Genomic DNA, 15,148 nt, shown 5'->3' with positions numbered 1-15,148 from the left:
ATTAAAATAAAATAATTTTTTTAAAACTAAATCGAATTACAATTTGTTTCATGCCAAGGTCCTTCGATTTGAATCGTAACATGCGAAATATGGTAGTGACTACGCAACTGGTCGGTTACGTCCTCTAAAATATTTTGAGCATCGGCTGGATTTTCCACTGCCAAATGAACGGTCAAAGCCGATTCAGTTGTCGATAATGGCCAAATGTGCAAATCATGTAATTCTTGAATTCCCGCATGCTGATTCAAATATTGATAAATTTCTTCCTCATCAACATTATCTGGCACACCATTAATAGCTAAATTAAAAGTCGACTTCATCACTGGCCAGGCTGTTACCAAAATAATCACACCAATAATTAATGACACGATTGGATCAATAATCTGCCAACCAGTCATTTGGATTAGCCATCCGGCCAAAATAACCCCAACAGAAACGCCGGCATCAGCCAGTAAATGTAAGTACGCTGTTTTAGCATTTAGATCTTGGCCATGGTGATGGCCATGCTCATCTGGCGCTCCAGAAATTTTAAAGAGCATCGCTGTGGAAAAGTTCACCACAATTCCAATAGCAGCCACAACGGTCACAATCCAACCAGTTGTATGTTCTGGTGTAACAAAAAAGAGGTCTCGAATACCTTCATAAAAAATTGTTACCACAGCCCCTAGCAGTAATAGGGCATTGAAAATACTGGCTAAAATCGAAACGTTATGCCAGCCATAAGTATGTTGCTTAGTCGCCCGTAAACCAAAAACGACCACAGCTAGCCAAGCAATTACCAAAGCCAAAACATCACTCAAATTATGAAAGGCATCCGCAAATAATGCTGTTGAATGCGCAATTTGAGCAAAAACAATCTCTGCTAAAACAAACACTAAATTAATTACAATTCCGATAATATACGGCTTTTGTTTCACCGCATTATCATGTGTGTCACTCATAAACTCCTCCTACATCCCCTTTTAAATCTGTAATTCTTGGAAAAACTCACCAGCATCCCCGACAACCTGTTCAACCTGCAAAGGCGCATTAATCAATTCTAAATTAACTGACATCAGGGTCGCTTGTGGATTAGCATATTGTAATAGACCAGCAAATGGATAAACCTTGAAACTGGTTCCAACAACCACGATTAAATCTGCCGCTGCAACCCATTGGGCTGATTCATTAACCCCAAAAGGCATTTCCTCATAAAAGGTAATCCGTGGTCGTAACTTGGCCCCATCACTAGGCCGATACATGGATTTTAAATACTGCTGAAATGGTACCGGTTGGTTATCAATTGGCGCATAGACTTCATAGAGACTGCCATGAAAACGAATTAACCGTTGAGCATCACTATTAGCCTTCACGTGCAAATCATCAACATTTTGCGTAATAATTCGAGCACGTTTGGCTTGCGTGAGCGCCGCCATTTTATCATGGATAATATTGGGCTGAGCATCTGGAAAGTACATATTATCAATCATAAATTGATATTGCTTTTCAGGTTCACGCTCAAAAGCAGTTGCACTCAAAAGGTACTCCGGCTGTAGTTTTACCCCATCATAAATCCCATTTTTAGAACGATAATCAGGAATCCCTGATAAGGTTGAAATACCGGCGCCAGTCATAAAAAGAATATTTTGGGCTTGGTCAAATTTAGCCTGAATAGCTGGTGTTACTAACATATATTAATTCACCCCCTTTCTATGTATGGCAAAGCCAATTGTTTAAATAAGTCTTGTACCGGCAAAGCATATAGTTGCTGGAAAAATGCCGGTCGATCGGCTTCATTTTGTGGTGGGGTAATGACAAAACTATTTTGCTGATCACCCTTGTTAAGGCCTACATAAGCAGTTTCTTTGGTTTGAAAATCAAGCATTTCTGTGTGAAAGATATCAAATACTTGCCGAACTGGTAAACTCAACTGCCTTTTCGATAGGACACTGGTTAGCGTTACATACTCGCGGGCATTAACCGTTGGTAACTGCCAGTTATACAAGGCTTTATCCACAGCATCAAACACTCTTACCATTTGCTTTCTGGTCTGTCGTGGCTGCTTGAAGTCAACTGACCAAAATGGCCTAACGATTGCTTGAGCAGCCGCAAATGCTCGTGGATAATTAGCTTTTAAGTCGTCGAAAAAGGCTTGATTATCATTTAAAGTGTGGCCAAACACTAAAGCATCCATGAGCACTAATAGCCGCCACAAGGTTTCTGGATCTTGTTGCTCAGTCTCTGGACTTAGCTCTTCGTGCACACCAGCTAAGTATTCCGAAACCGTTTCCACAGTGATAATACCATGCTGGTTTAATTCCGGATAAGTAATCGTATGCACCACCACCCGGTGCATCCGCGTAGCAATCTGAATTAACTGATTATCAAGTTGTTCATTATCAAAAGTAACAGCAAAAAAAATCTGTGGTATAGCACCATTTAAGGTTAATAGCATTTTTAACAGCTCATTGCCCAAAAGAAAGTCAGCCGCTGTACTATCAGCTAATTCAATTAAAATCCGACCGGCCAAGGTAGACTGGCTGACTCGGTCTAAATGTAATCGACCATCATGTTCTTGACCAACTCGGGTTATAACTTGACCTGGATAAACTTGGTTAACTTGGTCTAAAAGGGTTTGAATTTTAGGATTCATGACGACGTATCTCCTCTAATATTTGACTAGCTAGCTGGGTATCAACTGTTTTTTGTGTACTCAAACGCTGTGCTAAGGGCAGCACTTCATGTGGTTGAGCACCAACTTGAAGAGCTAAAGCCCGGTATTGCATTCGCATATGCCCAGCCTGAATTCCTTCACTGGCAATCGCTTTAAGGGCCGCTAAATTTTGTGCTAAACCAACACCAGCAATAATTTCACGTAAGGTTTGAACGGATGGTTGTTCTAATAAGGCTAAATTGCGTTGGGCCTGGGGCAAGGCCGTGATAGCACCACCAATACTACCAATTGGCAACGGTAAGACTAGCTCACCCACTAACTGCTGCTGATTGGCATCAATTGACCACTGACTCAAGCTCTGGTATGAACCCAATTGACTAGCATAGGCATGCCCGGCGGCTTCGACAGCTCGCCAGTCATTTCCAGTGGCCAATACCACGGCGCCCACCCCGTTAAAAATCCCCTTATTTTCTGTAACCGCCCGGTAGGAATCCACTTTGGCAAACCGGCTAAGCGCTGCGATTTTGTGTGCTACTACTTCCCCGCCAAGCACGGCAAAGGGAACCCTTCCTTGAACCTTGGTTAAATTATTGCGCCCATCATTACTCAAGATTGCGCCCAAACACTGCTGTATAAAGGGATGAAAGAATTCTTTTTCGGCCGCTAAAATTGTATTAACAATGTTGGCTCCCATTGCCTCTTTGGTGTCAATTAAAAAGTCAACACTTACCAGTTTTTGACTTAACTCACGTAGTTGAACCTTGACTAGACCCCCACCGCGTTTTACGATTGACGGCTTAGCTTGATCAGCTACTCGTTGAATTTCAGCTGTATATTGATCAATAAATTCATGTAAAGCAGTAACATTGACATCCTCAAATAGTAACTGTCCAAGCGTCAACGCTGCTGACTGTATTTTTTCAGTAAAAATGCCACCATTAAAATTAAGCATTCGAGCGCCATTATTAGCTGCTGCGATTACACTAGGTTCTTCAATGGCCATAGGTACCGTATAAAAATGGCCATCAACCTGTAAACGCTGCAAAACCCCTTCGGGTTCACGAAAATCAGTAATATAATTTTCGACTATCGCTGCATTCACTAAATTTTGTTCAGCGGCAAAATCCTGACGCAATTCTGCCGTTAGGGATAATTGGTTCAATCGTTCTGTCGGCGTTTTTTCATAAAACTTCTTAGTCATCGAGTTTACATACTCTTTCGGCAATGATACCTTCTCTAACACCACTTTCGGAGAAAATAACCTGGGGGGCATCAATTGCTTTCATTAAATTAAGGAGGGGAAGTAATCCACTAATGATAATATCAGCTCGTGATTTTTCTAATCCTGCTATTTTTTCACGACCAGCTCGATTCGTTTGTCGAATTTGGTCAAATAGCTGTTCCACTAAGGTCCGTGACATTGTAAAGCCATGGATATTGTTAATTTGGCGTTCACCATTAAAGGCACGTGCTACACGAGCTAGGGAACGATTGGCGCCACCGAGCAAGATAACCGAATCATTTTTAAAATTATCCAACCATTTTAGCTCTTGGTACTGCTGATTAATTGAAGCACAAGCGGCTTCAATATTAGCTTGTTGAACATCATCAGCTAATTGATATTTTTCAGATAGATTCACTGCCCCAAAAGGTAGGCTAATTTCATGCTGTTCTTGTCGATTTTTAAAGCCAATTAATTCAACCGATGCACCACCGGTATCTAAAATAACCCCATTTTGAATGTCACTTAAGGTCGCCATCACACCCAAGTAATCATAATGTGCTTCCTGGGTACCAGTCAAAACTTCAAATTCAATACCAACTTCTTGTTGTACTAAATTCAGGAATTCGGCTTGATTTTTTGCCGTACGGACTGCCGCCGTGGTGATTGCTTTGGTGGCTAAGGGTCCATACTGATCCAAATGTGCCTTAAACTCCTTTAGTACGGCAATGGTTCGACGAATTGGCTCCGGTTGTAACATCAATGACGAACCCATATTTTGTGCAATCCGAGTGTCAGTTTTCTCCCGTAGAATCTCAGTATAACTACCATCCGGATGCAAATCCTCAATAACCATTCGAGCGGAATTGCTCCCTAAATCAATAATACCCAAATATGCCATTTCTATGCCTTATCCTTAGCTTTTTTCCAGTATAACACGAATTTTACGAATCAAAAAAAGCGCCGAAGCGCTTTAATATTCTACTCATTAGGTAAATATTGTTCCCCAATCAGCGCTAGATTATCACTAGCGATTCGAGCCCCATAGGATGGTACTTGTCCACCAAATTGGGTACCAGTATCTTTGGGCTCTAATGCTAACTGGTTACGGATTTTATCAGTTATCCGTTGCTTTTCAGTTTTAGGTACCATTTGATAAGAAATACCGCCATACATGTCCAGCTGCCCTTGAAGGTTATCAGAAACTTGATTTTTCGTAGCAACTCGATAAGTGGTAATTAATTTCAGGACATTATCAAAGGAGATGTCAGTTTGGGCATTTTTAGAAACGGTCTTAATGAACTTAGGATTAGTCAAATTCTTAAGGTTAACTGCCTTTTTCATAAGAGCCTTTAAGACCAAACGTTGTCGCAATTGACGACCATAATCGCCATCAGGATCATCATAACGCATTCGTGAAAAGGCTAAAGCGGCATCGCCGTCCATCACAGTTTTACTCTTAGACCAGGTTTTACCATTATCATCAGAATGCTCATAACGAGAACTTCCTTTGTGGAATCGATACAAATTTGGTCCCTCAGCGTGAGCTGTTTCTTGACTATATTGGAAATCAAGCGGTGAATCTACCGAAACCCCACCCACCTGATCAACTAAGCTTTCTAAGCCCTTCATATTGACCAAAACATAGAAGTCAATTGGCACATTCAAATAATTTTGTACAGTCTGCATGGTTGCTCCAACCCCTTCAATGGGATAGGCGGCATTCATTTTTTGCGGGAAGGTTTCTTCAGCACCGACAATTGATACCATAATATCACGTGGAATCGAAGTCATCGTGACTTCTTGTTTAGTTGGATTTACCGTCAAAATCATCATTGAATCCGTCAAACCATCACGATCACGGTTCAACTCGCCCACATCGGTTCCCAAGACCAAAACTGAAAATGGCTTACCTTCTTTGACCAATTGGTTAACATCCCGCGCTTTAGTAATTTTAGCCGAATGTTGCATGCTTTCAACTGAACTTTTAAATTCAGCGAAGAAAAAAGCACTTACGCCAATCGCGGCCACTAGCAAGATTAATAAAGTCCAGCCAAGCCAGCGTGTCCGACGCCGACGGTGCGGCCGACGCGGCCCTTTCTCGTCAAAATTAGCCTCCTCTTCTTTACGGCGCGAAGAGCGACTGTAGTTATTTTCGTCCATGGTCTGTCTACTCCAATATTTAGATACAAATATTATACCTTAAACATTATCACGTTGCGAATAGCTCAACTAACAACAAAAAGACCTCCGAGGAGATCTTTTAATCTTAATCATTTGCAAGCGCTTCAATTGTATTTAAGCGAGCCGCTTTACGTGATGGCACAAAGCTAGCTGCTAAGGTAATCACGATACTAATGGCCACTGCTTCTAAGACATTAACAGCAGAAATATGAACAATATTATAAGTAATCAGTGAATATAGAAGCTTATTCATGACCGCTTGACCGATAAAGGCTAAAATAATACCGATAATCGCAGCGACAATCGCCATCAACAAAGATTCATTGGTAAAGAGATACTTAATATCACTTTGACGAGCACCTAAGGCCCGCAAAACCCCAATTTCCTTCGTTCGTTCGGCAACTGACATATACGTGGTCACAATAATCATAATGGCTGAAACCAATAATGAAATACCAGAAATGGCCGCCAAAACATAGGTTGCTAAATTAGTAATACGATAAATTGTTTCTAAGACATCATCCATGGAAGCAGCAACGAAAGCTTGCATACCATTAATTTTGATTGAATTAATTTTTCGAACAGCTTCTTTAACGTTGGTAGTTTTATCTATTTTAACCGCCACAAAGTTTGGATCGGTCAACGCTCCGGCTGCAGCCAATTCAGCTTTCATTTCATCATGTGAAACCGCAAAAACTTCAGCCGCCTGATTACCGTCGGTAATACCCACAACTTTTAACTTAGCCGTAACGTTGACAGGGTTATTATCGGCATCGACAGCCACATATTCAGCCTCAATCTCCTTGCCTATTGCCTTAGTCCAATTCGAACCAATTTTGCTAGCAAAGTTCTTGGAAACAACAATTTCACCTGAATGCAGGGGCTTACGGCCCTTTTTAAGTAATTCAGTTGATAGGTTGGGGGCCCAAGAACGGAAATTTGATCCAACCTTAACATCATGATAACTAAAATTAGCTGTGGCCAACATGTAAGCCGGATAAATATTTTTCACATGTTGCGACTTACTTAATTTATCCAAGTAATCCGAATTAATGGTTGTACTAGCATAGTTAGTCGCCATCACTTTTTGCGTGTTATCAATTTGCTCAACCGCGTTAAGTTTACTATCCTTGGATAAATTACGATAAACAGTTGGATAATCAGGGTTAGCTAACTGCCCAACCTGTTGATTAATATACCCTTGAACACCATTTCCTAATCCTAAGAATAGAATTACCGAGAAAACACCAATCGCTGATCCCAAAATGATTAACAAGCTTTGCAGCCAGTTATAGCGCAAATGTTCATAGGCCATTGACCAAATTGTTGCTGGTGATAACGGCCGTGATGTTAAATGGTACATCGGATTTTGAATCCGATGATGTTCATTTAAGCTCCGATCCCGGGCAATATGCCCATTTTCCATGTATAGAATACGGCTACTATGATCAGCAACTTCCTTTGAATGGGTCACCATTATGACCAACTTACCCTCTTCGGCAATTTGGCGTAGTAAAACCAACACTTCACCGGTGTTAACAGAGTCTAAGGCACCGGTTGGCTCATCGGCAATGATCACATCTGGATCACCAGCTAAAGCACGAGCGATGGCAACACGTTGTTTTTGTCCCCCTGATAGTTGAGAAGGATATTTATGAACATGCTCTCCTAAACCAACTTTTCGAAGCAGTAACTCTGCTCGTTCATGACGTTCCGTAGCGCTCAAGGTGGTCATGTTCAAAGAGGTTTCGACGTTTTGCAAATTAGTCTGATAATTAATCAAATTGAAACTTTGAAAAATATAACCAATTGTTTGTCGGCGATAATTATCTAGTTGTCCGGCTTGATGATGGTCTAGAAGATGCCCATCAACTACCACTTCTCCCTGGAAATTACGATCCAGACCACCAATTATATTCATTAAGGTGGATTTCCCACCACCAGATTCCCCTAAAATTGAAACAAATTCACCTTTTTCAAAAGATAAATCAATCCCTTTTAAAACGGGAAATTCTTGTTTTCCTAAGTAATAGGATTTGGTAATTTTATGTAGTTCTAAAAATGCCATTAGCCCGTCACAATCTCACTTTCGACAGCTGCTTTATCATATTAAATCGGCTAAATTGTGATGAAAATAAGCCCTCTTTACATACCAATTCATTATAAACTACTAAGGAAACCTGTCAACATTAGGAATGTTTTTTAGGAAAGTTTTTAATATCACAAAAAAAGCTACCGCATAAGCGGTAGCTTTAAATAAAGTTTTCTAATAATTAACCAGCGATTCCAACGATAGTTGAACCAACTACGGCAAAACCAACACGGCTAAATGATGCGTTAGTTACCCACAAACGGTGACTAGGAGTACCATTAGTAATCATGTTTGTTTCGTTGTACCATGCATCAACAACTGATGATGGGTCAAAGCCGATAGCAACAACTTCAGGACCGGCAACTTGTTGGAAATGACCACTTGGCAAGCCATCGTTAGCAGCAGCTTCTTGTGCACGAGCTTGAGCAGTAGCAGCCAAGCTAGCATCGTAACGAACTGGGGCCAAACCAAGAGCAGCACGCTTAGCATTCATAGAATCAACCATAGCTTGGATTGAACCATCAGCACCAGCTGAGTAACTAGCATCAACACTAGCAGTACTTGGTGTTGCAGCCGCAGTCTGTTGACTAGCAGCAGTTGAAGCGCTAGCAGGTTGTTGTGCTGCAGCTGGGGCAGTTGATTCAGAAGTAGTAGCACTTTGAGCTTCTACAGCTTGACTAGTTGCAGCTTGAGCTGCTGGAGTAGTTGAGGCTGCAGGAGCAGCAACGGCTGGCGTTGCTGACTTCTTAGCAGCTGAACCATCAACCTTCAAAGTATCACCAGCAAAAATCAAATCCTTGTTAGCAATACCATTCAAATCAGCAAGGGCATCAGCAGTAGTGTTGTTGTCAACAGCTAACTGTGACAAAGTATCACCAGCTTTAATAGTAACGTCATCAGCTGATGCTGAAACACCAGCTGCAGTAAAGGTAGCGGCACCGGCAGCGGTAGCCAAAATCGTATTCTTGATATGTTTCTTCATGAGAATAATATACTCCGTTTTGTTTGTTTTCTACTTATTATCTTGTACCACAAGTTAAAGTCTTAACCTTTGGACATTTCACATTCTACCGATAATATATAACAAATATTTTTCTAATATGTTGCTATAATATTTCAAATATTTCTTAAATATTACAATAACTTGAGTTATAAGTTTAATAAAAGGCTGCCATAGGTGAATCCTGCGCCAAATCCTGTTAGTAGTACTTTTTTACCTGTAAGATCCTCTCGTTGATTAAGCTGATCAAAGGCCATGGCAATGCCCGCTGAAGAACTATTGCCATATTGCTGCACATTACAAATGAATTTTTCAATCGGTTGCTGTAAACTTTCAGCAATTTTTTCAATAATACGTAAATTAGCCTGATGAACAATGTAGTAATCCACATCATCTGGTTTCAGATAATCTTTTCGTAAAAAGGTCCGAATGTGATCTGGGATTAGTCCGGTAACCTCTTGATAAACCAACCGACCTTCTTGGGCAAAGGCATCGATCTTCGGATAATTATCCGCTGAGAGACTTTGAAGTGGCATAATCCGACCAGAGTGAACGACATGGTCATTTCCAGCAGTATGCAATTCTTCCCTTACTACCTGTTGGCCGTTAGGATCAGCTTGCAAAACTACAGCACCAGCGCCATCCCCAAAGAAAACAGTACTAGCTCGATCTTTAAAATCCATCATCTTAGAATTTACTTCAGCAGCAATTACTAATCCATATTCACCACTACCGGCTTGCAAAAGCTTATCCGCGGTACTTAAGCCAAATACAAAACCCGCACAGGCCGTTGATAAATCATATCCCCAGGCATTAGTAGCTCCCAAGTTACGTTGAACTAAAGCAGCTGTTGACGGAGCCAAACCATCTGGCGTAAATGTGGTCACGATGATAAAGGCCAGTTTTTCTGGACTAAGATTAGCACGCTGCAAAGCAATTTGAGCTGCTTTAGTCGCTAAGTCACTGGTATTTTCACCCTGTAAGGAGACCCGGCGCTCCTTAATGCCTGTATGGCTTTGAATCCATTCATCAGTAGTATCAATTAATTGCGCCAAGTCATGATTGGTCACTATATCTTCAGGGACATAATGTCCACTGGCTATTATCCTAGTTCCTGGCATGTTCTTCCCTTACATTTATAATTTATCCATCAATTATAAAAACTAATATTAATCTAACATAAAAAGCCCCTGCGGGCTTTCTTTTTATGAGTTGGCTTTCAAAGTAGCTACTCGTTGTTGAGTGGCAGCCAATTTACTTTGCCAATCAGCCAATTTTTCACGTTCACCATTTACGACCTTGGCAGGAGCAGAGTTAACGAACTTTTCGTTACTTAGCTTACCTTGAGCTCGTTGTACTTCCTTAGTGAAGCGATCAATTTCACCTTCTAAACGGTCAATTTCAGCACTAATATCAATTAAGCCAGCAAGTGGCACGTATACTTCAGCCCCCGTGATAACCTGTGACATGGCCAAGTGCGGTACTTCAACATTTTCATCAATAATTAATGACTGTGGATGAACAAAGCGATTAATATAATCAGCATTTTCATTGAAAATTTCTTTCAATTTTACATCATTAATTTTGATTAAGACGTCAATTCCCTTAGACATTGGTGCATTGGCTTCGGCACGAATGTTCCGAACCGCAACAATCAAGTCCTGGAGAGACTTGAAAGCTTCTTCAGCTGCTGGATTAGCTAATTGCGCCTGAGCAGTTGGGTAGGCTGAGATAGCCAAATCAGCGTCCTGACCAGCCTGTTGTGGCATTTCTTGCCAAATTGCTTCAGCCATAAAGGGCATGATTGGCTGCAACAAGCGTAGCGTTTGGTCCAAAACATAGGCCAAAGTTTGTTGAACGGCAGTCTTATCACCTTCACCATTCAAAGTTTCTTTGGTCATTTCAATGTACCAATCCGCAAAATCAGACCAGATGAAGTTGTATAATTCTCGACCAGCTTCACCAAATTCAAACTTATCAAAATTACGGGTTACCTTAATTACTACACTATTCAAACGAGACAAAATCCATTGATCAGCTAAACTTTGTTGATCAGCAGCTGGAACCTTAGCCTCAGTATCATCATCCAAATTCATAATGACATATCGAGCAGCATTCCAAATTTTATTGATAAAGTTCCAAGCCGCGTCCATCTTTTCATAAGTAAAGCGAACGTCTTGTCCTGGCGTAGAACCAGTAGCTAGGAACCAGCGCAAGGCATCAGCCCCATACTTTTCAATGACATCCATTGGATCAACCCCGTTACCAAGGGACTTGGACATCTTACGACCCTCACCATCTCGAATCAAACCATGAATCAAGACATTTTTAAATGGCCGTTGGCCGGTAAACTCTTTTCCTTGGAACATCATTCGAGCAACCCAGAAGAAAATAATGTCATAACCGGTTACTAAAGTATCAGTTGGATAATACTTCTTGAAGTCCCCCTCCAAATCATTAGGCCAGCCCATTGTTGAAAATGGCCAAAGTGCGGAAGAAAACCAAGTATCTAAGACATCAGGATCGCGTTCCCAGTCAGCTCCAGGAGCCTCCTCTCCGACATAAAGCTCTTCTTGAGCCGTTCCTTTATTCTTATACCAAGCTGGAATTTGATGTCCCCACCATAGTTGACGGGAAATAACCCAATCACGGATATTTTCCATCCAACGGGTAAAGGTATCTTCAAAACGACCCGGCACAAAATTAACCTTTTCATCAGGATTTTGCTGCATAGCCAATATCTGTTTGGCCAAAGGTTCCATTTTAACAAACCACTGCGTTGACAAGCGCGATTCAATTGGAACCCCAGTTCGCTCTGAATGACCAACCGAATGGGTCAAAGGATCAACCTTTAACATGTAGCCATCATCTTCTAAGTCCTTGACAATCGCTTTACGAGCTTCAAAACGTTCCATACCAGCATATTTACCAGCATTTTCATTTAGATGCGCATCTTCAGTCATCGTGTTAATACGTTCCAAATTATGACGATTACCTACCTGAAAATCATTAGGATCATGGGCTGGTGTAATTTTAACCATCCCCGTTCCAAAGTCTTTTTCAACATATTCATCGGCAATGATTGGCACAACGCGGTCAACCAAGGGCACCTTAACTTGCTTACCAATTAAGTCCTTGTAACGCTCATCAGTTGGATTAACCGCAATCGCTACATCTCCAAACATGGTTTCTGGACGAGTAGTAGCAATTTCAATATAATCTTTACCATCAAAAGTCGTACCATCAACAAAGGGGTACTTCACATGATAGAAAGCCCCTTGATCGTCTTGATAAATAACTTCAATATCAGACAGAGCCGTTCGAGCTTGTGGATCCCAGTTGATAATATATTCACCGCGGTAGATCAGCCCTTTATTATAGAGATCAATGAAAACTTTATTAACAGCTTGGTTTAAACCTTCATCTAAGGTAAAACGCTCACGACCATAATCCAAAGAAAGCCCTAACTTACCCCATTGCTTTTTAATGGTGCTAGCATACTCATTTTTCCAGGACCAAACCTGTTCAACGAATTTATCGCGGCCCAAGTCGTAACGACTAATACCCTCACCACGCAAGCGTTGCTCCACCTTAGCTTGGGTAGCAATACCGGCATGGTCCATTCCAGGTAACCACAAAGTATCAAAACCCTGCATCCGTTTTTGACGAATAATCATATCTTGCAAAGTAGTATCCCAAGCATGACCTAAATGTAACTTTCCAGTTACATTAGGTGGTGGAATTACCACGGAATAAGGCTCAGGCTCATTCCCCTGAATGGCTTGATTAGCTTCCGGAGCAAATAGTTTTTTACTAAGCCAATGCTGGTAGCGCCCATTTTCAACTGCATTAGGATCATATTTGGTTGACATATTAACTTCACGCATATAAATTCTCCTCCTTCTAATAAAAGCGCCCTAATCAACTAAGATTAGGACGCTTACACGTGGTACCACCTAAATTGTCATCACCTGGATGACCACTTAAATCTATTTTTAATTAATCAAAGCCCTTAGCAACCTTCAGCAGTGCCCTAACTGGTTTACACCAACCACCAGTTCTCTACAATAGGAACATTTGCTTACTCCTCTAAGATGCTTTCAATCTTATACAAATAACTAAACTGCGTCAAGCCTTAAATTTATTCATCCGACTGGCCTTTACCAAAACGGAAACGGAATTCAGATATAATCCCGATTATCACTGCTACCCCGACGATTAAAGCAAAGGGCCACCATGGTAAGGGTTTATTAGCTGCTTTATCCTTCTTATCTTTTTTAATAGCTGCTTTCGGCGTTACTTGGGGCTTATTTACCTCAGAAACAACCGAAGAGCGGCTCTCTTGAATTGACATAGATTCTTGACTACTTTGCGCGCTAGCACTAGCCTGATCACCAGTCATTACATCACTACTATTACTGTTATCGCCCTTGTTATTATTCACACCGGCATTAGCATTATTGGCGTCATTTTGACTCGTAGCAGACTTATTATCTTTTTTATCACCACCAGGGACAGGAATACCATTACTATTAAATTCAATATCAAAGGCATACACGTGGTCGTAACGAATGGCCGGGATATTAACTGACATATGTCCAGTTAAACGTTGGCTCAAAGATGTCGCCGTAAATGTAAATTGATATAAATCTGTGTTGTCTTGGGTACTCTTTGAAACCGATGGCGTCTGTCCATTAAACTCGGTTACCGTAACCGGAAATAACCCCAAGCTATGATCAGTTTTAACAACCAGGGTTACCTCATAGTGGTCACCAACCAAAGTAGCACGACCCGGCTTTACAAAATATTGGTCCGCCATTGAAGTACCCGTACTACCATTTTTGATGACTCGATAAGAAACACTAAAATCTTCTCCATCAGCTGCTGCAGAGTTAGAAAATAATAAGCAAAAAGCACTACTGAGCAGTACAAGGAACCCAATCCCCCACAATTTATTTAACTTCATAATTCCCCCGGTGTAAGATATTTATTCAGATATTTTCCAAACTAAACCAATTTAAAAATCATCCTATTTATTAGCCAACGTGAAAAAGGCATAAACGCCCTAATACCGACTATTTTAAATTTTTAACACTGTGAATGCAACCTGAAAATCAAGGACTACTTTATTACGAACCAAAGCGATTCATATCGGTAAAGCTATGATAAGATAAAGCTAATAAGTATAAACCAAATCAAGCAGGGAGATAGATATGAACAAGAAAGTAATGGTTGTTACGCTAGTAGCTGTCCTATCCGGTGGGGTAATTTATGGTGTTAGCGCCCAAACTGGTGTCTTCCATCACGCTACTACTAGTAAAGTAAGTTCTAGTAGTAAGGACAGTGCTAAAGACAGTGATAGCCAAACAACAACTAGTCAAGCTGATAGTACCAGTTCTGCTAAAAGTAAAGCTGGATCAAGTAGTAGCATGACCAGTCAAGCCAAAGATAAGACAAAAGCAACGCCATCTACCAGCCAGGCCAGTCAAATGACCTATTACTACAATGGTCTTAACCTACCAAAGTCAGTTACATTAACCGATATAAACGGTGCTAATCCAAATATCAGCTTTGCTAGCGCAAGCTATGCCAGTCAAAATACTGATCCCATGTCCTTTAGTGCTCAAGTCAGCAGCATCAGCGGTAAAACAGTTCGAGTCTTTAGTGCCACTGATAATTCAGTTCAAACCGTCCAGGCCATTCAGCAAATTAGCGTTGGAAAACAAATTGCTGGTCCAAGTGCCGGTCCTGATATGGCGCATGCTACTTTTTACATGGTAAAAGATAGTAGCGGTGCTACTCATCTAGCATCTCCTAATTTTGCTGGTAATGTCAGTGATGATCAACGCGACGTTATGATTGAGCTAGCTCAATAAATTAAAACAAAAAAGCAAGCTACGGCTGAAGTGCGCCCCCTAGATTGGAGAAATCCAAACTAGGGGGCGCCTTTTATCATGGCGAAATATTCACTGGCAACTAAATTAAAAGCAATTGACC

At 41.0% G+C, this 15,148-nt stretch carries 12 protein-coding genes; 1 reads left to right on the top strand and 11 read right to left on the bottom strand.

The features are described 5' to 3' along the window. Nucleotides 1–26 precede the first annotated feature (26 nt). The 11 genes from C7384_RS03480 to C7384_RS03430 form a co-directional block, all read right to left on the bottom strand. Nucleotides 27–941, bottom strand: coding sequence for a cation diffusion facilitator family transporter (locus C7384_RS03480; RefSeq protein ID WP_089938607.1), 915 nt, complete (start codon nt 939–941; stop codon nt 27–29). 21 nt (nt 942–962) lie between these two features. Continuing rightward, entirely contained in the window at nt 963–1,670 is a 708-nt protein-coding gene (locus tag C7384_RS03475) for an NAD-dependent protein deacylase (protein ID WP_089938608.1), read from the bottom strand. 8 nt (nt 1,671–1,678) lie between these two features. Continuing rightward, nucleotides 1,679–2,632, bottom strand: a complete 954-nt coding sequence (locus C7384_RS03470; RefSeq protein ID WP_089938610.1) for a nitrate ABC transporter ATPase — start codon at nt 2,630–2,632, stop codon at nt 1,679–1,681. Then, on the bottom strand, nt 2,622–3,854 hold the full coding sequence (locus tag C7384_RS03465) for a hydroxymethylglutaryl-CoA reductase, degradative (RefSeq protein ID WP_243400709.1): 1,233 nt from the start codon (nt 3,852–3,854) through the stop codon (nt 2,622–2,624). Before C7384_RS03465 ends, C7384_RS03470 begins: the two co-directional genes overlap by 11 nt. Beyond that, nucleotides 3,847–4,776 carry a Ppx/GppA family phosphatase gene (locus tag C7384_RS03460; protein ID WP_089938615.1) on the bottom strand — a complete coding sequence of 310 codons (930 nt, stop codon included), beginning with the start codon at nt 4,774–4,776 and terminating at the stop codon, nt 3,847–3,849. Before C7384_RS03460 ends, C7384_RS03465 begins: the two co-directional genes overlap by 8 nt. 80 nt (nt 4,777–4,856) lie before the next feature. Continuing rightward, complete coding sequence (locus C7384_RS03455) at nt 4,857–6,038, bottom strand: LCP family protein (protein ID WP_089938617.1); 1,182 nt, start codon at nt 6,036–6,038, stop codon at nt 4,857–4,859. Nucleotides 6,039–6,144: 106 nt separating this feature from the next. Next, nucleotides 6,145–8,127, bottom strand: a complete 1,983-nt coding sequence (locus C7384_RS03450) for an ABC transporter ATP-binding protein/permease (RefSeq protein WP_089938618.1) — start codon at nt 8,125–8,127, stop codon at nt 6,145–6,147. Between the two features lie 205 nt (nt 8,128–8,332). Continuing rightward, nucleotides 8,333–9,133 carry a CAP domain-containing protein gene (locus tag C7384_RS03445; RefSeq protein ID WP_089938620.1) on the bottom strand — a complete coding sequence of 267 codons (801 nt, stop codon included), beginning with the start codon at nt 9,131–9,133 and terminating at the stop codon, nt 8,333–8,335. A 167-nt stretch (nt 9,134–9,300) separates the two neighbouring features. Then, entirely contained in the window at nt 9,301–10,272 is a 972-nt protein-coding gene (locus C7384_RS03440) for a beta-ketoacyl-ACP synthase III (RefSeq protein WP_089938622.1), read from the bottom strand. A gap of 84 nt (nt 10,273–10,356) precedes the next feature. Next, nucleotides 10,357–13,038: a valine--tRNA ligase gene (locus C7384_RS03435; protein WP_089938624.1), complete on the bottom strand. Its 2,682-nt coding sequence runs from the start codon at nt 13,036–13,038 to the stop codon at nt 10,357–10,359. A gap of 254 nt (nt 13,039–13,292) precedes the next feature. Continuing rightward, nucleotides 13,293–14,117: an NEAT domain-containing protein gene (locus C7384_RS03430; RefSeq protein WP_089938626.1), complete on the bottom strand. Its 825-nt coding sequence runs from the start codon at nt 14,115–14,117 to the stop codon at nt 13,293–13,295. Nucleotides 14,118–14,364: 247 nt separating this feature from the next. On the opposite strand from C7384_RS03430, the gene C7384_RS03425 reads away from it, so the two are divergent. Beyond that, on the top strand, nt 14,365–15,027 hold the full coding sequence (locus C7384_RS03425; RefSeq protein WP_089938628.1) for a hypothetical protein: 663 nt from the start codon (nt 14,365–14,367) through the stop codon (nt 15,025–15,027). The last annotated feature ends 121 nt before the right edge of the window (nt 15,028–15,148 follow it).

It is taken from the genome of Convivina intestini (assembly GCF_003096575.1).
Classification (GTDB): domain Bacteria; phylum Bacillota; class Bacilli; order Lactobacillales; family Lactobacillaceae; genus Convivina; species Convivina intestini.
This window is presented reverse-complemented; position numbering and strand designations above follow the sequence as displayed.

Bases quoted from the DNA above. Each gene is read 5' to 3' on its own strand.
- C7384_RS03430 (WP_089938626.1), bottom strand. From the start codon at position 14,117: ATGAAGTTAAATAAATTGTGGGGGATTGGGTTCCTTGTACTGCTCAGT.
- C7384_RS03440 (WP_089938622.1), bottom strand. From the start codon at position 10,272: ATGCCAGGAACTAGGATAATAGCCAGTGGACATTATGTCCCTGAAGAT.
- C7384_RS03465 (WP_243400709.1), bottom strand. From the start codon at position 3,854: ATGACTAAGAAGTTTTATGAAAAAACGCCGACAGAACGATTGAACCAA.
- C7384_RS03435 (WP_089938624.1), bottom strand. From the start codon at position 13,038: ATGCGTGAAGTTAATATGTCAACCAAATATGATCCTAATGCAGTTGAA.
- C7384_RS03450 (WP_089938618.1), bottom strand. From the start codon at position 8,127: ATGGCATTTTTAGAACTACATAAAATTACCAAATCCTATTACTTAGGA.
- C7384_RS03475 (WP_089938608.1), bottom strand. From the start codon at position 1,670: ATGTTAGTAACACCAGCTATTCAGGCTAAATTTGACCAAGCCCAAAAT.
- C7384_RS03460 (WP_089938615.1), bottom strand. From the start codon at position 4,776: ATGGCATATTTGGGTATTATTGATTTAGGGAGCAATTCCGCTCGAATG.
- C7384_RS03455 (WP_089938617.1), bottom strand. From the start codon at position 6,038: ATGGACGAAAATAACTACAGTCGCTCTTCGCGCCGTAAAGAAGAGGAG.
- C7384_RS03470 (WP_089938610.1), bottom strand. From the start codon at position 2,632: ATGAATCCTAAAATTCAAACCCTTTTAGACCAAGTTAACCAAGTTTAT.
- C7384_RS03425 (WP_089938628.1), top strand. From the start codon at position 14,365: ATGAACAAGAAAGTAATGGTTGTTACGCTAGTAGCTGTCCTATCCGGT.
- C7384_RS03445 (WP_089938620.1), bottom strand. From the start codon at position 9,133: ATGAAGAAACATATCAAGAATACGATTTTGGCTACCGCTGCCGGTGCC.
- C7384_RS03480 (WP_089938607.1), bottom strand. From the start codon at position 941: ATGAGTGACACACATGATAATGCGGTGAAACAAAAGCCGTATATTATC.